Source organism: Mesorhizobium sp. C395A (genome assembly GCF_030323205.1).
In the GTDB taxonomy this organism is placed as follows: domain Bacteria; phylum Pseudomonadota; class Alphaproteobacteria; order Rhizobiales; family Rhizobiaceae; genus Mesorhizobium.
Window position 1 is genome coordinate 1,964,536 of sequence record NZ_CP100473.1, and the last position, 13,721, is coordinate 1,978,256.

The window sequence follows — 13,721 nt, forward strand, 5'->3', positions numbered from 1 at the left end:
GGCCCGGCGACGCGGCTATAGAAGCCGGCCATGAGCAATGACAACACGTCCAAGACCGCCAAAGACACCCACTACGCCAAGCTGCGTCGCGCTCATCGCGACGAGAAGGCCGGCGGCGCGCCTGCCTTCCGGCCGCGCCAGCCGGTGCCGCCGGGCGAGAACGCCGCCGACGGGCTGGTGCGGCTTTATGGCCTGCACACGGTGCGCGCCGCGCTCGACAATCCGCGCCGGCGGATCAGAAAGATGTTGGTGACGCGCAATGCCGCCGAGCGGCTGGCGATCGCCGACCTCGCCGCTTTGCCGTTCAAGGCCGAACTGGTCGAGCCGAAGGACATCGACAAGATCACCGGTTCGGACGCCGTCCACCAGGGCGTGCTGATCGAGGCCGAGCCGCTGAAGCCCAAGCGCCTTGACGCGCTCGGCGATACCAAACTGGTGCTGGTGCTCGACCAGGTCACCGACCCGCACAATGTCGGCGCCATCCTGCGCTCGGCGGTCGCCTTCGGCGCCGGTGCGCTGATCACCACGGCCCGCCACAGCCCGCAGGAATCCGGCGTGCTGGCCAAATCCGCCTCCGGCGCGCTGGAACATATCGACCAGGTCGAGGTGAAGAACCTCGCCGACGCGCTGGAACAGCTGCACGAAGCCGGCTTCCAGACCATCGGCCTCGATTCGGACGGGCCGGCCGAACTCGAAACGAGTTTTTCAGGCGAAAAGATAGCCCTGGTGCTCGGCGCCGAAGGCAAGGGCCTGCGCCAGAAGACGCGCGAGACGGTGACGACACTCGCCCGCCTCGACATGCCCGGCGCCATCCGCTCGCTCAACGTGTCGAACGCCGCGGCGGTGAGCCTTTATGCGGCACGGAAGTTCCTTGGAAAGTGAATAGTGAATGCTGAATGGAAAGCGTTCTTACCGTCACCGTTCACTATTCACCCACTTCATGCCCCGCCATCCGCTCCAGCGCCCGCACCAGCGCCGAATGATCCTCTTTCGCCCCGCCATTCGCCGCGCACGAGTTAAACAGCTGCTGCGTCGTCGAGGTGTTGGGCAATGAGACGCCGAGCGCCTTGGCGCCTTCCAGCGCCAGGCTGAGATCCTTCTGGTGCAGTTCGATGCGGAAGCCCGGCGCGAAGGTGCGCTTTATCATGCGCTCGCCATGCACCTCGAGGATGCGCGATGCCGCCAGCCCGCCCATCAGCGCCTGCCGGACCTTGGCGGGGTCGGCGCCGGCTTTTGCGGCAAAGACCAGCGCCTCGGCGACCGCCTCGATGGTCAGGGCTACGACGATCTGGTTGGCAACCTTGGTGGTCTGGCCGACGCCGTTCGGGCCGACAAGCGTGACGTTCTTGCCCATCTTTTCGAACACGGGCTTGGCGCGCTCGAACGCCTTGTCCTCGCCGCCGACCATGATGGTCAGGGACGCCGCCTTTGCGCCGACCTCGCCGCCCGACACCGGCGCGTCAAGATAGTCGCAGCCGAGATCGTTGATTTTCTTCGCGAAAACCTTGGTCTCGATCGGCGAGATCGAGCTCATGTCGATGACCAGCTTGCCCTTGCTCAGGCCGGAAGCGACACCGTTCTCGCCGAACAGCACCTCGGCTACCTGCGGCGTGTCTGGGACCATTGTGATGATGATATCCGCGGCCTTGGCCACTGCCGCGTGGCCGGTGATGCTTCTCAAGCCCTTGGCGACGAGATCGGCCGGCGGCTTCGAGCGGTGGTCGCTGGCGATGACGGTGTAGCCGGCATCCAGCAAATGCCCCGCCATCGGCGCGCCCATGATGCCGAGACCGATGAAGCCGATGGTTTCCATTGTTTTCTCCTTTGTTGAGGCTGAGTTCCTTCGCGCCCCCATCTCCCCCACTTGTGGGGAGATTGGCAGTTTCGGCGCCTCGCTCACCCTGCAATGTTGGGGAGCGAAAGCCGGGATGACGTCCGATCTCCCCACCTGTGGGGGAGATGGCCGGCAGGCCAGAGGGGGGCGCGAAGGAACGCGACTTCAATCGTAACAGCTAAGCCGCGGCACTCCCCTGCCCGTTAAGCTCCCGAAACCACTCCAGCCCGGCCTCAGTCCCCGCCTTCGGCTTGTATTCCGCCCCGACCCAGCCGGAATAACCAATCCGGTCGATATGCTCGTAGAGGAAGGGATAATTGATCTCGCCCGTCCCCGGCTCGTGACGGCCGGGATTGTCCGCAAGCTGGATATGCGCGATGCGGCCGAGGTTGGCCTCGATGGTACGGGCGAGATCCCCCTCCATGATCTGCATGTGATAGATGTCGTATTGCAGATAGAGGTTCTTCGAACCGACGCGCTCGATCAGCGCCAGCGCCTGCTCCGAATAGTTCAGGAAGAAGCCCGGGATGTCACGCGTGTTGATCGGCTCGATCAAAAGCCGGATGCCGGCCTGCTCCAGCTTCTCGGCCGCAAACGCCAGGTTTTCGGCAAAGGTATTTTCCAGCACCGAACGATCCACGCCCTGCGGCGCGATGCCGGCGAGGCAATTGACCTGCTCGCAGCCCAGCGCATGGGCATAGCTGATCGCCTTGGCGATGCCTTGCCGGAATTCCGGCACGCGGTCGGGTAGCACCGCGATGCCGCGCTCGCCCTTGCCCCAGTCGCCGGCCGGCAGGTTGAAAAGCACCTGGTTCAGGCCGTTCTTCTTCAGCCGCGCCGCAACGATCTCGGGCGCATGATCATAGGGGCCGATATATTCGACGCCCTTGAAGCCGGCGCGGGCGGCGGCATCGAAACGGTCGAGGAAATCGTGCTCGCCAAAGAGCATCGACAGATTGGCTGAAAAACGCGGCATTCTTTTTCTCCTTCTTCCCGCCAATCTTAATCGAGCAACACGATGGCCGTCGGCGCATCCTCATGGCTTTCGGCAAGGTCCTCGAATTCGGTGATCTTGTCGATTTCCGTGCCCATGGAAATGTTGGTGACGCGTTCGAGGATGAATTCGAGCACCACCGGCACCTGGTATTCCTTCATCAGCCGCTGCGCTTCCTTGAACGCGCCGGCGAACTCTTCCGGCTTGCGCACCCGCACCGCCTTGCAGCCCATGGCTTCGGCGACCGCGACATGGTCGACGCCGTAGCCGGCCTCCGGATCGTTGGAGCGGTTGACGTTCTCGAAGGCGAGGCTGACCTCGAAATCCATCGCAAAACCGCGCTGCGCCTGGCGGATCAGGCCGAGATAGGCGTTGTTCACGACGACGTGGATATACGGCAGTTTGTGCTGTGCGCCGGCCGCCAGTTCCTCGATCATGAACTGAAAATCATAGTCGCCCGACAGCGCCACGATGGTGCGATCCGGATCGGCGGCGCGCACGCCAAGCGCTGCCGGCAGCGTCCAGCCGAGCGGGCCGGCCTGGCCGCAATTGATCCAGTTGCGCGGCTTGTAGACATGCAGGAACTGCGCCCCGGCGATCTGCGAGAGGCCGATCGTGGTGACGTAGGTGGTGTCGCGGCCGAACGCCTTGTTCATCTCCTCATAGACGCGCTGCGGCTTCAGCGGCACCTGCTCGAAATGAGTCTTGCGCTTCATCGTCTTCTTGCGGGTCTGGCATTCCCTCGCCCAGCCCGACCAGTCGCGCAGCTTTCCTGCCGTCTTCCATTCGGTGGCGACGTCGAGCAGCATCTTTAGTGCCGCACCGGCGTCCGAGACGACGCCGAGATCCGGCGCGAACACCCGGCCGATCTGGGTCGGTTCGATGTCGACATGGATGAATTTCTTGCCCTTGGTGTAGACATCGACCGAACCGGTGTGGCGGTTGGCCCAGCGGTTGCCTATGCCGAAAACGAAGTCGGCTTCCAACATCGTCGCATTGCCGTAGCGATGCGAGGTCTGCAGCCCGCACATGCCGGCCATCAGCCGGTGGTCGTCGGGGATCGCGCCCCAGCCCATTAGCGTCGGGATGACCGGCACGCCCGTTATCTCGGCGAATTCGATCAACAGATCCGACGCATCGGCGTTGATGATGCCGCCGCCGGCGACGATCAGCGGCTTTTCCGCGGCATTGAGCATCGCCAAGGCCTTTTCGGCCTGGGCGCGCGACATTGCCGGCTTGAACGGGACCAGCGGTTCATAGGCATCGATATCGAATTCGATCTCGGCCAATTGCACGTCGACCGGCAGGTCGATGAGCACCGGGCCCGGTCGCGACGAGCGCATCAGGTGAAATGCCTTCTGCAGCGCCATCGGCACGAGATAGGGCTCCATGACCGTGACCGCCCATTTGGCGACGGGTGCGGCTATGGCGGCGATATCGACCGCCTGGAAATCCTCCTTGTTGAGCCGTGCCCGCGGCGCCTGACCGGTGATGCACAGGATCGGGATGGAGTCCGCCGCCGCCGAATAGAGCCCGGTGACCATGTCGGTGCCGGCCGGGCCCGAGGTGCCGATGCACAGCCCGATATTGCCGGATTTGGCTCTCGTGTAGCCTTCGGCCATATGCGAGGCCGCTTCGACGTGACGAGCCAGGATGTGGCGGATCGAGCCCCTCGCCTTCAGCGCCGAATAGAACGGATTGATCGCCGCGCCCGGCACACCGAAGCCGCAGGAAACGCCTTCCTTTTCGAGAACGAGAACCGCTGCATCGACAGCGCGCATCCTGGCCATGTCCAGCCTCCTCAAGATTGTTGGTTGGTTGACAATGCCAGTGTCGTTTTCATTCTTCAATTTTTTCAGAATAATTTTTCATTTCGAGAAAACCGCTTCTAAATACTGATTCCCCTAGGTTTTTCGTTTTCCATGAATCCGGCCATCAAAATCGATGAAAAAGTTTTTCATTGCGATTTCGGCGAAACCGGCGACAATGCCGCCATGGAAACCAGCGAAAAACGCCAGCGCGGCCGGCCGCGCGCTTTCAACGGTCCGTCCGAGGCCGGTTCTGTACAGTCGCTGGACCGGGCCTTGCGCATCCTGGCCATCGTCGCTGAAGGCAGTGGCCTGTCGCTGAGCGAGATTTCAGCGCGTAGCGAGCTCGCGGCGTCCACCGCCTACCGCATGCTGACGACGCTGCAGAACCACGGCATGGTCGAGTTCGATACATCGGACCAGCTGTGGTCGATCGGCGTCGAGACCTACCGCATGGGTGCCGCCTTCCTGCGCCGCCGCAAGCTTGTCGACCGGGCCCGCGTGGTCATGCAGGAATTGATGGAGAAGACCGGTGAAACCGCCAATCTCGGCGTCGCCGAGGACGATTGCGTCGTTTTCGTCAGCCAGGTCGAGACCCATCAGGCGATCCGCGCCTTCTTCCGCCCGGGCACGCGCAGCTCCTTCCATGCCTCGGGCATCGGCAAGGCGGTGCTGGCGCAGCTCGAGCCGGAACGCGTCGCCGCCATCCTGCGCAAGTCGGGCCTGCAGCGCTTCACCGACAAGACGCTGTCCGACATTTCGGCGCTGGCCCATGACCTGGCTGTCATCAAGCACCGCGGCTGGTCGGTCGACGACGAGGAGCGGCATCCCGGCATGCGCTGCGTGGCCGCCGCCATTTTCAACGAGTTCGGCGAGCCGATCGGCGGTGTCTCGGTCTCCGGACCGACGGTGCGGGTGACGATGGAGCGGCTGGACGAGATCGGGCCGCTGGTGCGCGACGCCGCCGCTGAGGTGACGAGGATGATCGGCGGGTTCCGATTATAATGCGGAGAACGCTTCAGCTTTTGCTCGCCGCTTCACTGTGCGGATGCGTGGCGACGGTGCCCGAGCCCGCCCCTGTCTCCCAGCAAGTCAGCGAGATTCCGATCTCGCTCGCTTTGGAGGAGACAATCACGATCGGCATTCGCCAGCATTTACATGATCCTGTATCCGCCAAATTCGGGACGATGCGTGCCGGCGAGCGAACGCTCGACGGCCGCCGCGAAATCCTGGTCTGCGGCCATGTCGCTGCAAAGACGTCGTCCGGTGGTCATACAACAGACCAACCGTTCGCCGCCAAGATCTATCCGGATGAAGGAAGCAGCTTCGAACTCATCGCCACGGGCGATCAATCGCAGAATGCGAGTGTTGCCCGCATCTGCCGTGCAGCGGGATTGCCGATCTCCGAACCGTAGCCCGCACCGCGGCGCGCTCAAATCAGGAAGGAGGGGCTGCGTACAGCCCCTCCTTTCCGTGTGGGGGTGCCTCCTCCTAAAGGCGGCAATAGTGGCGGTAGCCGTCATAGCCGACATAGGTGTCGGAGTACGGATCGTAACTGGCGTAGCGGTTGGCGCAGCGGCGGACGTGCCAGGAGCCACCCTCGTCGTCGACATAGACGGTGCGGGGCTGCTGGTTGAGCAGGCTGCCGAGCACGAAGCCGCCGACGCCGGCGGCGATGCCGATGCCGATTTCGCGGTTGTGGTGATGGCTGTGGGCGGCCGACGGCTGGACGGTGCCGACCAGCGAGGTGGCGGCGACGGTGCTGGCGATGAGGGCAGAAGCGATTTTGCGCGTGAACATGACGATCTCCTTGTTTCGTTGCGAGAGGCGATCCATCCGCCTCTTGATCATCTGTCGTTTCGGCGCGGAAAAAGGTTCGAAAGAATTTGGGATTTTCTTGAAGGCCGGAAATCAGCCGATGGAAACCAAGATCTGATCGATCGAGCGCTCAACGCAAAAAAGGGCGGCCGAAGCCGCCCTTCCGCGAGGCAGGTCGTCTCGCTCAAAGGAAGATGATCACCTTGCCGTGGTGATGATGATGCTTGTGGTGATGGTGCTTGTGGTGATGGTTCCACCACCACCAGGGCTTGTCGTGGTGCTTGTGATGATGGTGGTGATGATGGCTGTGAGCGGAGGACGACTGCACGGTACCGGCGAGCGCGCCGGTGGCGACGAAGATGGCGACCAGGCCCGAAGTAAGACTGCGCTTCAACATGATGATCTCCTTGATCGAGGCGACCATTCGCCTCTGGAGATCAGTCGCGGTGACGTGGTGAAAGGTTCGAGGTTTTGAGCGAGTAGTGAGTAGTCAATGGTCCGAAAGGCGTTTGCCCATTCACCATTCACCCCATCCCAGTCACATGCCGCAGCCAAAACGCCATCGCGATAAAACCGACGATGGCGGCGATGCCGGTCCAGTCGACATTGGCGCTCTTCACGTCCCTGATGAGCTTTACCGCAAGCAGCCAGGCAATGACGACAAGCGGCAGGATGATGACAAGTCTGATCATGCGACACCCCGTTCGATGCGTTTGCACCTGAGAGATATGTAGGGATCGCATTGGCGGTTTTCAGCATGGCGGCCCGCCCACCTCGGCGGGGTCCCTTAGCGATCGAAAACGGAGTTTTGTCTTTACTGGCGCGGCAAATATGCTAACCGGAGCGCCGTGCCCTTGTAGCTCAGCTGGTAGAGCAGCGGTTTTGTAAACCGAAGGTCGGCGGTTCGATTCCGTCCGGGGGCACCAGCAAAATCAACACGTTAGCGAACATTCCCTTAGCGTCATCCCGCTGACAAATCCGCTCTGGGTAACAAATAGGGTAACAAAAAGCCCGACACCGTGAGGCATCGGGCCAGTCTGGAAACCCTATTCTTGGTCACTTTGACCAAGAACCGACGTTAGAGGGACGCCAGCACTTCCTGCGATTTCAGGTCATCGCCCCACATCACCGTTTCGCCGTAGGTGTCCGGGCATGGCTCTGCGTCGGCGCCTTCCTCGTCGTCGGCGTTGTCTAGCTCCAGATCATCAAGGCAGCCAAGCGACGGCTCGTCGTCTGCCGTTTCCTCCAGATCGCAATCCGCCTGCATGAGATCCAGTGCCGTTATCAGGCTCATGGCACGGTCCAGGAGGTCGTTGAGTCGCTTCTCGACGGACTGGCGCCAGACGCGCGGGTCTGTTCCCCTAGGCATGCCGTAGGGCTTTAGAACGCGAATGTGGCCGGTCATGACACGCGTTCCTGATCGAGGAACGCCAGCGCCGTCATCATTTCATCACGGTGCCACCGGCTCGTTTCGCCGGCATCAAGCAATGTTTGGAAAAGGCGGTTGGAGGCTTGCGCTGTAGGCATCGTGTGCCGCGCTCAGGGCGGCCAGCGCTGCCTGCCACGCCTTGATCTTCTCCATCAGATCGGACGGGATAGTTGCGGGCGGCGCCAGCGCTACAGCGCCCGCTATGGCCGGAAGCGAGGCCAGTCCGACCAGCAAATGCCGCCGGTCGCTGGTTGTTGCCTGTGATGTCATGTTGAAATGTCCCCAGGAAGGGCTGTTCAGGCCCGCATGGCGAGCAGCGCCAGACACTTGCCTGGAAGACAAGCCGAACGCCTTTAAGGTTTCCCTCTGGACATAGCGTCCGCCCCCGGCCATAAAAGCCGAGTTGGACGCCCGCCAAGGCGCTCCACATGCGTCTAGGAAGCCTGTCAGGGCATCCAAGTTTCGCTTTTTCGGTGAAGCCGCCCCGCCAAGGGTTGCGCCGCCGTATTCCAGGTCCGGGTGTTCAGCCCACGGACACACTTTGCTTATTCGCTGATTTCGTCAAGCACGCGCTTCGAAGGGAGGCTGCTTGCGTTCGCGCTCATCTGGCGCGATGCTTGTTCACGGGGGGAAGTATGCTCATCGCACTTGTCGCATTGGCGTCTGGTTTAAGCGTGACCGTCGATTCGCTGATGATCGACAATCGGCGCCACATCGCCAGTGCCATCGCTCGTGTCACAAACTCCGGCACGAACGCCTTCGACTCTGTTTTCGTCAGTTGCGCATTCATGGATTCCGCCGGGAGGGCTGTTCAAGTAGGCGGTGCTCTCCTCTCCAACTTGGCACCTGGAGAGACGGCGTTTGGATCGGCTGACGTCGACACCTCACTGGTAACAGCGCCTATAGCGAGCGCATCCTGCCGAATTGGCCTGACGCAGCCATAGGAATGAAGTGAAATGACCGATCAGATTTACCAGTTTGCTTTGCAAACTCTCGGATCTTTTCTGCTATATGGTGGCTCCATCGCCGCCGCTGCCTACGCAATTTTTCGGTTCTTCGGCGAGCCTTGGCTGAAGTCGAAATTCGACAAGCAGCTCGAAGCGCTGAAGAGTGGCCAAGAGCAGGAATTGGAACGGCTGCGCTTTCGGATCAACACATTGTTCGATCGTGCGACTAAGCTCCATCAGAGTGAGTTTGAAGTTCTGCCGGAGATGTGGAACCGGCTAGTCTGGGCTCACAACGCCATCGGCGCCTTTACCAATGAGTTCCAGCAGTACCCCGTTTTGGATCGCATGAGCGACGTGGAGCTTGACGAGTATTTACACGGTACGGCACTGAAGGCATCCGAAAAGGATGCAATTCGGCAATCGGGCCGAAAGACAAACGAATACATCAAGAGGATCTTCGGCCACCGCTGCGTAGACAGCAACACTGCGCTACGTGATTATGCGGTCTACCTAGATGCCCGGCCAGGTTGTCGGCGGTGCCGGCCGCTTCATTCCCTTCCGAGGCCGCTGTGCTCGTCTTCTGGACTCTTTGGTGAAACAGTCGCATCCTCTCTTCGGGGAAGAGGGGGGGCGTGGACAAATACCGGTACGACGATCTGATCGCTGGCTAAAGCGAACCGGTGCCAGGCAAAACCGCGTGCCTCCTGATGGCCGGCATGGGCGAGAGTCTTTTGGGCATGACGATCTCCGTTGAAGGGGTCGCCTCAACGAAGGATTATATTCCTCACTGGACCTGGACGGCAAGGGTTATTCGGCCAAGCTGCCTTCCCGGTGGTGCATCGCCTCGAAGATGACCTCATAGACGCTGCCGACCTCCTCCTTGATCTCGTCGGCACCGATTTCCTCACGCTCCGCAGATTTCATCATTTCGTCAGCGAGGTCGCTAACCGCCACTGGATCATCAGTCATTGCGTTGGGCAGGTGCTCTGCCATCCACCGATCGAGAAAGTTGATGCCGCGTGTGCTCATCAGCCGATAAGTTCAAAGGCGCATATTAGGTTCCGCTACTTGACCCCTGAGACGGCCGCACCAGACTCCAGTGCATGGCTAGTGGTCTCAAGATCGGCGATGAGGTGGCGATCGACGCCACCATTATTCGACGCGTCACTGACGACAGGATCAGCGTGTCGATCCCGACCTACGGATTTCCGCATTCCGTTCGGGATAGCACCACGAAGGTGGTCAAAGGTCAGACCATCGAACTGATCGGCAGCATCACACGGGTCGAGAAGGACGCCGTAACGATCAGCCTGGGTGGCCCGGTGGTGACGGTCGCGCTTGATGTTGTGCGGCTGGTGAAGCTCTAGCTTTCCCGACCTTACCGCCCTAACGGCTGCTTCGAAAGCGGGTCTCTCGGATCATTGCCAACTACATGGCCGGGATAAAAGATGAGGCCGAACTTCTCTCGCCAACCGGCCCTGCGCATCGGGTGATTGGTCGTCGTGCATGACTAGTGTTCTTCCCTCACCGTCTCAAGCCGCGAGCCCGAAATCGGTTCCGGAACATTTTAGCTCAAACGCATGTTTCAATGGTTATGAAGATCGAAGCCGACGAATGCCGGGCAGCGTTGACGCTCATCCGGCGCACAATCGAGGACCACTGCCCGCCCGGCGTGCTGCCTAGCGAGGAAGCGGTGAACGGTCTCTATGGGCCGGGGCTCATGGATGAGGCGGAAGCGCTGGCGGCTGCCATCGTCGCAACGATCGACCAGATGCAATTGCGCGTGATGACGAAACCGCCTGACCGCGCTGCCCCATTATAGGACGGCGCGGTCAAACCCCAACCTTGGCTGCGCAGGCGGCTTCGGCATTGAGTTCCACCCCTAACTCCGGCCGGCGCTGATCAGGCAATCTCCCACTGCGGCGCCGGCCATTTTCGTTGCACCCCGCGCGGGAGTCGCCTTGGCTGACGTCCATTAGCTCCCGCTCATCTTGACCCCGGGCGCAATGTATTGTCCGTATATGAACTCGACGAGTGAGGGCACTGCATCGCCATGTAGGCGGTCGGCCCTCGCGGCTGTCGAGCGATGTTTGAGGGAGCAGCGCATTGTTCGTCGATTACTACGAACTCTTGGAGATCAGCCCAAACGCCAACTCGGAGACACTTGAGCGAATATTCCGCTACTTTGCGATGCGCTATCATCCCGACAATCAGCAAACTGGAAACGAAGCCCGCTTCAGCGAAATAGTAGAAGCACACAACGTCTTGAGGGATCCCGTTAAGCGCGCCCAGTACGATATCTCCTATCGAGAGCATGCCGGTGAGCGGCTTAAATTGGTCGAGGAGGCAAGCGACCCCAAAGGGGTCGAGAAGGATGCTTTGGTCCAGGCCAAACTGCTTTCGCTGCTCTATGTGAAGCGCCGCCAGGATGTCGGCAATCCGGGCATTGGCGACGTCGAAATCGAACGGTTGTTAGGCTGTCCACCAGAGCATCTGGAGTTTCATCTCTGGTACATGAAGGCAAAGGGATGGATTGCAAGAATTGAGAACGGGACAATCGCGATCACGGTTGAAGGCGTCGATCGCGCCGATTCCGAACTGCGTCGCGATACCAGCATTCGGCTCCTGAGTAGAGAATAGAGAGGGTATCTGCCCAAGATTCCGCAAGGAGCCTCGCGCGTCATTTTGCCGAGACCAGATAGGCTGAGGAAATAGGGTCTTCGGTGGCCGCTTGCGGACGGGGCAATGAGGATCATGCTGACGCTGGTCCTATCGCTTCCCTCGAAGTAGGCCAGCGAGCCCTATTGTGAGGCAGTCCGGCATGTAGGATTGTAGTCCTCGTTGCGGCGACCCCCTCAAGCGGAGATCGCCAATGGCCAGAACCAAACCTTCCGAACAGCTTTCCCGGGCTGAAATCGAGCGCTTCATCGCGGCAGCCGAAGCGCTGCACAAGAGCATCGTCGGGCCGCTCCTGGCGTATCACAGCGAGCACTACCAAGCTCTACGTGAGGTCCATCGACCGCTGTTGAAGTCGGTTCAGACCATTACCGGCAAGAGGGCGCCATTCATCCAGCCGAACATGACAGGACCGGCACAGCCGCGGGAGAAGCCTCCGGGCTAGTTCTCCTCGTGGAAGTCCTGCAGTGAGGCGTGGCGGAGGTCCTCCTCGCCGCGCAGGTGCTTCACAGCTCAAACTCATACGGGCACTCGGGAAGGGACCGAGTTTAAATCGGGTTATGGTTGCAGCGCGGATTAGACCATCAGGCTTAATTGCTGCGCTGTCATTCTGCGGGTAGGATCGGGGTGTGGTTAATGCCACTCTCCAGTGTGGTCGGCACCGTCACGTCACCCAACTGTAGCGTTGCCCCCGACAGCGCCGACCACGCTCAATGTTGGCCGATTAGGCCGGGGCCTCCCCTGTACGAAACCGTACCTTTGAACCTCCTTTGCAAAAAAAGAGTGAATAAATCCCTTCGCCGGAAGGGAGGCCGCGATGGATCTAAAGCATTTAGAAACCGCACTAATGTCAGGCGAGAATTTTCTCGAGCAAGCGCTCATCCAACCTTTTTTCGAAGGCCTGTTGGATGTTGGCGCCGAGGTGAAGTGGTGTTTTATCTGCGGCGCTTCGATCACTTGCTTGAGAGCGTGTATTCGCATGCGTCAAAGACTACCTTACGGGCCCCATCGAAGTCGCGGAATATCAACTCGATTTCCAGGAAATCCTGCGACCGTTTGTTGCGGCACTCGGCGCGATCGTGTTGTCGTTCGACCATACAACGCCAAATTTTGGCCCGGCGAGCCGATCGGCCAGGATTTCTTCTCTGCGATTGGCTTGCCTCATCTCTGGGGCGCCATGAGAAAGCCGGCCGGCCCGATCAACGAAAGCCTGTCACGGCCGGAAATATACGTGCTTTCAGTGACTGAAGGTATTGCTGAAAAGCAGCGCCTGATGGACCACTTCCGAGCCCGGCCCTTCGCGAATTGCGGCAGGGCCAAGTTCTTCCGGTCACCCGATTTTCGCGTTGACTTCAACCTGAGATATTTGGTTTTGAACTCTGGCGTTGCTGCCCTCAATGGCGGGGTGGACATCACCGAATTTCTCGATCTGGCCAACGTCGACGATGATCCACATTGGCAAGCATTGGACCCGAACGACCCTCAAATAGTCGACTATCTTGAAACCTTCAGGGCCAAGCATTCGGACTCAGACGGTGGGATTGATTGGGAAGTGCAGTGAAGATCGCGATGGAGCGGGATGCGGCGCGGTAATCGGGCGGAAACACTTACCCAACCGTAGGGTAAGGGCCGCTATCTAAAAGCCCGCCAACCTTTCGGTGGGCGGGCCTCCAGTGTCGGAACTGGAGAGTGTCATGTCGACAGCTCCGGCACTTGCGAACGATTGGTTAGTGGCGCCAGATCAGCAGGCAGAGCTGGCGCAGGTCACGATCATAAGCGCCCCGGCTCTCGATCACGTCGATGCAGCGCTTCTTGAACCGAGTGATTTCGGCGCTCGACATAGCGTCGACAATGCGAGTCAGATCCGTATTGGTCGGATTGTCGGGGGACTCGGTTCCGACAGTGGCACCGCTCGTGCCAATGAGTGCAGTGGTTCCGTCGTCGCCAACTGCGGCGTTCGCCGGCATGCAAAGATTTGCGAGAACGGCTCCAATGGCCATGCTTCCCACCAGGATATCAAAGATCTTTGTCATAATGCGCCTCCAAGGCTGTCAGCCCATTTTTCAAACCAAGGCCGGCGGTGTTTTAGCTCGCAACCAGCGGGACGGTGTGGTCGTTGAGTGATTGATTGGGTATTGATCGAAAAACGGGAACGCGATCAGATACGCGTATCGGCCGTAAGATGTGCCATGCGGAAACCTCCGCTGTCGGCATT

20 protein-coding genes and 1 tRNA gene are annotated in these 13,721 nt (G+C 60.3%); 10 read left to right on the forward strand and 11 right to left on the reverse strand.

Annotated features, from left to right (window positions below):
- Nucleotides 1-30: 30 nt before the first annotated feature.
- A complete protein-coding gene (gene rlmB / locus NLY37_RS09745; protein WP_023681467.1) occupies nt 31-882 on the forward strand; it encodes a 23S rRNA (guanosine(2251)-2'-O)-methyltransferase RlmB in 852 nt (283 codons plus the stop codon).
- 43 nt (nt 883-925) lie between these two features.
- On the opposite strand, the gene NLY37_RS09750 is transcribed toward rlmB, so the two are convergent.
- From NLY37_RS09750 to gcl, 3 genes are all read right to left on the reverse strand, one after another.
- Nucleotides 926-1,813, reverse strand: a complete 888-nt coding sequence (locus NLY37_RS09750) for a 2-hydroxy-3-oxopropionate reductase (protein ID WP_023741373.1) — start codon at nt 1,811-1,813, stop codon at nt 926-928.
- A gap of 199 nt (nt 1,814-2,012) precedes the next feature.
- Nucleotides 2,013-2,810, reverse strand: coding sequence for a hydroxypyruvate isomerase (gene hyi, locus NLY37_RS09755; RefSeq protein ID WP_023741374.1), 798 nt, complete (start codon nt 2,808-2,810; stop codon nt 2,013-2,015).
- Nucleotides 2,811-2,836: 26 nt separating this feature from the next.
- Entirely contained in the window at nt 2,837-4,618 is a 1,782-nt protein-coding gene (gcl, locus tag NLY37_RS09760) for a glyoxylate carboligase (protein ID WP_286442218.1), read from the reverse strand.
- A 204-nt stretch (nt 4,619-4,822) separates the two neighbouring features.
- Here gcl and bhcR point away from each other — a divergent pair, with 204 nt between their 5' ends.
- Both bhcR and NLY37_RS09770 read left to right on the forward strand, forming a co-directional pair.
- Entirely contained in the window at nt 4,823-5,641 is an 819-nt protein-coding gene (bhcR, locus tag NLY37_RS09765; RefSeq protein WP_023681470.1) for an HTH-type transcriptional regulator BhcR, read from the forward strand.
- Between the two features lie 47 nt (nt 5,642-5,688).
- Complete coding sequence (locus NLY37_RS09770; protein WP_245270859.1) at nt 5,689-6,051, forward strand: hypothetical protein; 363 nt, start codon at nt 5,689-5,691, stop codon at nt 6,049-6,051.
- 76 nt (nt 6,052-6,127) lie between these two features.
- Here the strand turns inward: NLY37_RS09770 and NLY37_RS09775 are convergent, their stop codons facing one another.
- The 3 genes from NLY37_RS09775 to NLY37_RS09785 all read right to left on the reverse strand — a co-directional run bounded on the left by NLY37_RS09775 (nt 6,128) and on the right by NLY37_RS09785 (nt 7,146).
- Entirely contained in the window at nt 6,128-6,436 is a 309-nt protein-coding gene (locus NLY37_RS09775; protein WP_023667455.1) for a BA14K family protein, read from the reverse strand.
- A gap of 202 nt (nt 6,437-6,638) precedes the next feature.
- Nucleotides 6,639-6,851 (reverse strand): hypothetical protein, encoded by a 213-nt coding sequence (locus NLY37_RS09780; RefSeq protein ID WP_023741376.1) that lies wholly within the window; start codon nt 6,849-6,851, stop codon nt 6,639-6,641.
- 127 nt (nt 6,852-6,978) lie between these two features.
- Entirely contained in the window at nt 6,979-7,146 is a 168-nt protein-coding gene (locus NLY37_RS09785) for a hypothetical protein (RefSeq protein WP_023695307.1), read from the reverse strand.
- A gap of 158 nt (nt 7,147-7,304) precedes the next feature.
- Here NLY37_RS09785 and NLY37_RS09790 point away from each other — a divergent pair.
- Nucleotides 7,305-7,380 (forward strand) — tRNA-Thr (locus NLY37_RS09790).
- 152 nt (nt 7,381-7,532) lie between these two features.
- On the opposite strand, the gene NLY37_RS09795 is transcribed toward NLY37_RS09790, so the two are convergent.
- The 3 genes from NLY37_RS09795 to NLY37_RS09805 all read right to left on the reverse strand — a co-directional run bounded on the left by NLY37_RS09795 (nt 7,533) and on the right by NLY37_RS09805 (nt 8,673).
- Entirely contained in the window at nt 7,533-7,859 is a 327-nt protein-coding gene (locus NLY37_RS09795) for a hypothetical protein (RefSeq protein ID WP_023706971.1), read from the reverse strand.
- A 75-nt stretch (nt 7,860-7,934) separates the two neighbouring features.
- On the reverse strand, nt 7,935-8,153 hold the full coding sequence (locus NLY37_RS09800; protein WP_023741377.1) for a hypothetical protein: 219 nt from the start codon (nt 8,151-8,153) through the stop codon (nt 7,935-7,937).
- A gap of 331 nt (nt 8,154-8,484) precedes the next feature.
- A complete protein-coding gene (locus NLY37_RS09805; RefSeq protein WP_031246063.1) occupies nt 8,485-8,673 on the reverse strand; it encodes a hypothetical protein in 189 nt (62 codons plus the stop codon).
- 166 nt (nt 8,674-8,839) lie between these two features.
- Between NLY37_RS09805 and NLY37_RS09810 the strand changes: the two genes are divergently transcribed.
- Nucleotides 8,840-9,490, forward strand: coding sequence for a hypothetical protein (locus NLY37_RS09810; RefSeq protein WP_023741379.1), 651 nt, complete (start codon nt 8,840-8,842; stop codon nt 9,488-9,490).
- Between the two features lie 147 nt (nt 9,491-9,637).
- Here NLY37_RS09810 and NLY37_RS09815 read toward each other — a convergent pair whose 3' ends face one another.
- A complete protein-coding gene (locus NLY37_RS09815) occupies nt 9,638-9,859 on the reverse strand; it encodes a DUF768 domain-containing protein (RefSeq protein WP_023741380.1) in 222 nt (73 codons plus the stop codon).
- A 74-nt stretch (nt 9,860-9,933) separates the two neighbouring features.
- On the opposite strand from NLY37_RS09815, the gene NLY37_RS09820 reads away from it, so the two are divergent.
- From NLY37_RS09820 to NLY37_RS09840, 5 genes are all read left to right on the forward strand, one after another.
- The gene (locus tag NLY37_RS09820; protein ID WP_031246066.1) at nt 9,934-10,197 is read left to right on the forward strand and encodes a hypothetical protein; all 264 of its coding nucleotides are present in this window, start codon (nt 9,934-9,936) and stop codon (nt 10,195-10,197) included.
- 221 nt (nt 10,198-10,418) lie between these two features.
- Complete coding sequence (locus NLY37_RS09825; protein ID WP_033003015.1) at nt 10,419-10,652, forward strand: hypothetical protein; 234 nt, start codon at nt 10,419-10,421, stop codon at nt 10,650-10,652.
- A 284-nt stretch (nt 10,653-10,936) separates the two neighbouring features.
- The gene (locus NLY37_RS09830) at nt 10,937-11,470 is read left to right on the forward strand and encodes a J domain-containing protein (protein ID WP_023740342.1); all 534 of its coding nucleotides are present in this window, start codon (nt 10,937-10,939) and stop codon (nt 11,468-11,470) included.
- A 232-nt stretch (nt 11,471-11,702) separates the two neighbouring features.
- Nucleotides 11,703-11,951: a hypothetical protein gene (locus tag NLY37_RS09835; RefSeq protein ID WP_023740341.1), complete on the forward strand. Its 249-nt coding sequence runs from the start codon at nt 11,703-11,705 to the stop codon at nt 11,949-11,951.
- A gap of 372 nt (nt 11,952-12,323) precedes the next feature.
- Nucleotides 12,324-13,067 carry a hypothetical protein gene (locus tag NLY37_RS09840; protein WP_156933915.1) on the forward strand — a complete coding sequence of 248 codons (744 nt, stop codon included), beginning with the start codon at nt 12,324-12,326 and terminating at the stop codon, nt 13,065-13,067.
- 166 nt (nt 13,068-13,233) lie between these two features.
- Here NLY37_RS09840 and NLY37_RS09845 read toward each other — a convergent pair whose 3' ends face one another.
- Entirely contained in the window at nt 13,234-13,539 is a 306-nt protein-coding gene (locus NLY37_RS09845) for a hypothetical protein (protein ID WP_023741382.1), read from the reverse strand.
- Nucleotides 13,540-13,721: the final 182 nt, after the last annotated feature.

What these genes read in the sequence shown, in the direction of transcription:
- rlmB (WP_023681467.1), top strand. Translation starts at nt 31, where the DNA reads ATGAGCAATGACAACACGTCCAAGACCGCCAAAGACACCCACTACGCC.
- NLY37_RS09750 (WP_023741373.1), bottom strand. Translation starts at nt 1,813, where the DNA reads ATGGAAACCATCGGCTTCATCGGTCTCGGCATCATGGGCGCGCCGATG.
- hyi (WP_023741374.1), bottom strand. Translation starts at nt 2,810, where the DNA reads ATGCCGCGTTTTTCAGCCAATCTGTCGATGCTCTTTGGCGAGCACGAT.
- gcl (WP_286442218.1), bottom strand. Translation starts at nt 4,618, where the DNA reads ATGGCCAGGATGCGCGCTGTCGATGCAGCGGTTCTCGTTCTCGAAAAG.
- bhcR (WP_023681470.1), top strand. Translation starts at nt 4,823, where the DNA reads ATGGAAACCAGCGAAAAACGCCAGCGCGGCCGGCCGCGCGCTTTCAAC.
- NLY37_RS09775 (WP_023667455.1), bottom strand. Translation starts at nt 6,436, where the DNA reads ATGTTCACGCGCAAAATCGCTTCTGCCCTCATCGCCAGCACCGTCGCC.
- NLY37_RS09780 (WP_023741376.1), bottom strand. Translation starts at nt 6,851, where the DNA reads ATGTTGAAGCGCAGTCTTACTTCGGGCCTGGTCGCCATCTTCGTCGCC.
- NLY37_RS09785 (WP_023695307.1), bottom strand. Translation starts at nt 7,146, where the DNA reads ATGATCAGACTTGTCATCATCCTGCCGCTTGTCGTCATTGCCTGGCTG.
- NLY37_RS09795 (WP_023706971.1), bottom strand. Translation starts at nt 7,859, where the DNA reads ATGACCGGCCACATTCGCGTTCTAAAGCCCTACGGCATGCCTAGGGGA.
- NLY37_RS09800 (WP_023741377.1), bottom strand. Translation starts at nt 8,153, where the DNA reads ATGACATCACAGGCAACAACCAGCGACCGGCGGCATTTGCTGGTCGGA.
- NLY37_RS09805 (WP_031246063.1), bottom strand. Translation starts at nt 8,673, where the DNA reads ATGAATGCGCAACTGACGAAAACAGAGTCGAAGGCGTTCGTGCCGGAG.
- NLY37_RS09810 (WP_023741379.1), top strand. Translation starts at nt 8,840, where the DNA reads ATGACCGATCAGATTTACCAGTTTGCTTTGCAAACTCTCGGATCTTTT.
- NLY37_RS09815 (WP_023741380.1), bottom strand. Translation starts at nt 9,859, where the DNA reads ATGAGCACACGCGGCATCAACTTTCTCGATCGGTGGATGGCAGAGCAC.
- NLY37_RS09820 (WP_031246066.1), top strand. Translation starts at nt 9,934, where the DNA reads ATGGCTAGTGGTCTCAAGATCGGCGATGAGGTGGCGATCGACGCCACC.
- NLY37_RS09825 (WP_033003015.1), top strand. Translation starts at nt 10,419, where the DNA reads ATGGTTATGAAGATCGAAGCCGACGAATGCCGGGCAGCGTTGACGCTC.
- NLY37_RS09835 (WP_023740341.1), top strand. Translation starts at nt 11,703, where the DNA reads ATGGCCAGAACCAAACCTTCCGAACAGCTTTCCCGGGCTGAAATCGAG.
- NLY37_RS09840 (WP_156933915.1), top strand. Translation starts at nt 12,324, where the DNA reads ATGGATCTAAAGCATTTAGAAACCGCACTAATGTCAGGCGAGAATTTT.
- NLY37_RS09845 (WP_023741382.1), bottom strand. Translation starts at nt 13,539, where the DNA reads ATGACAAAGATCTTTGATATCCTGGTGGGAAGCATGGCCATTGGAGCC.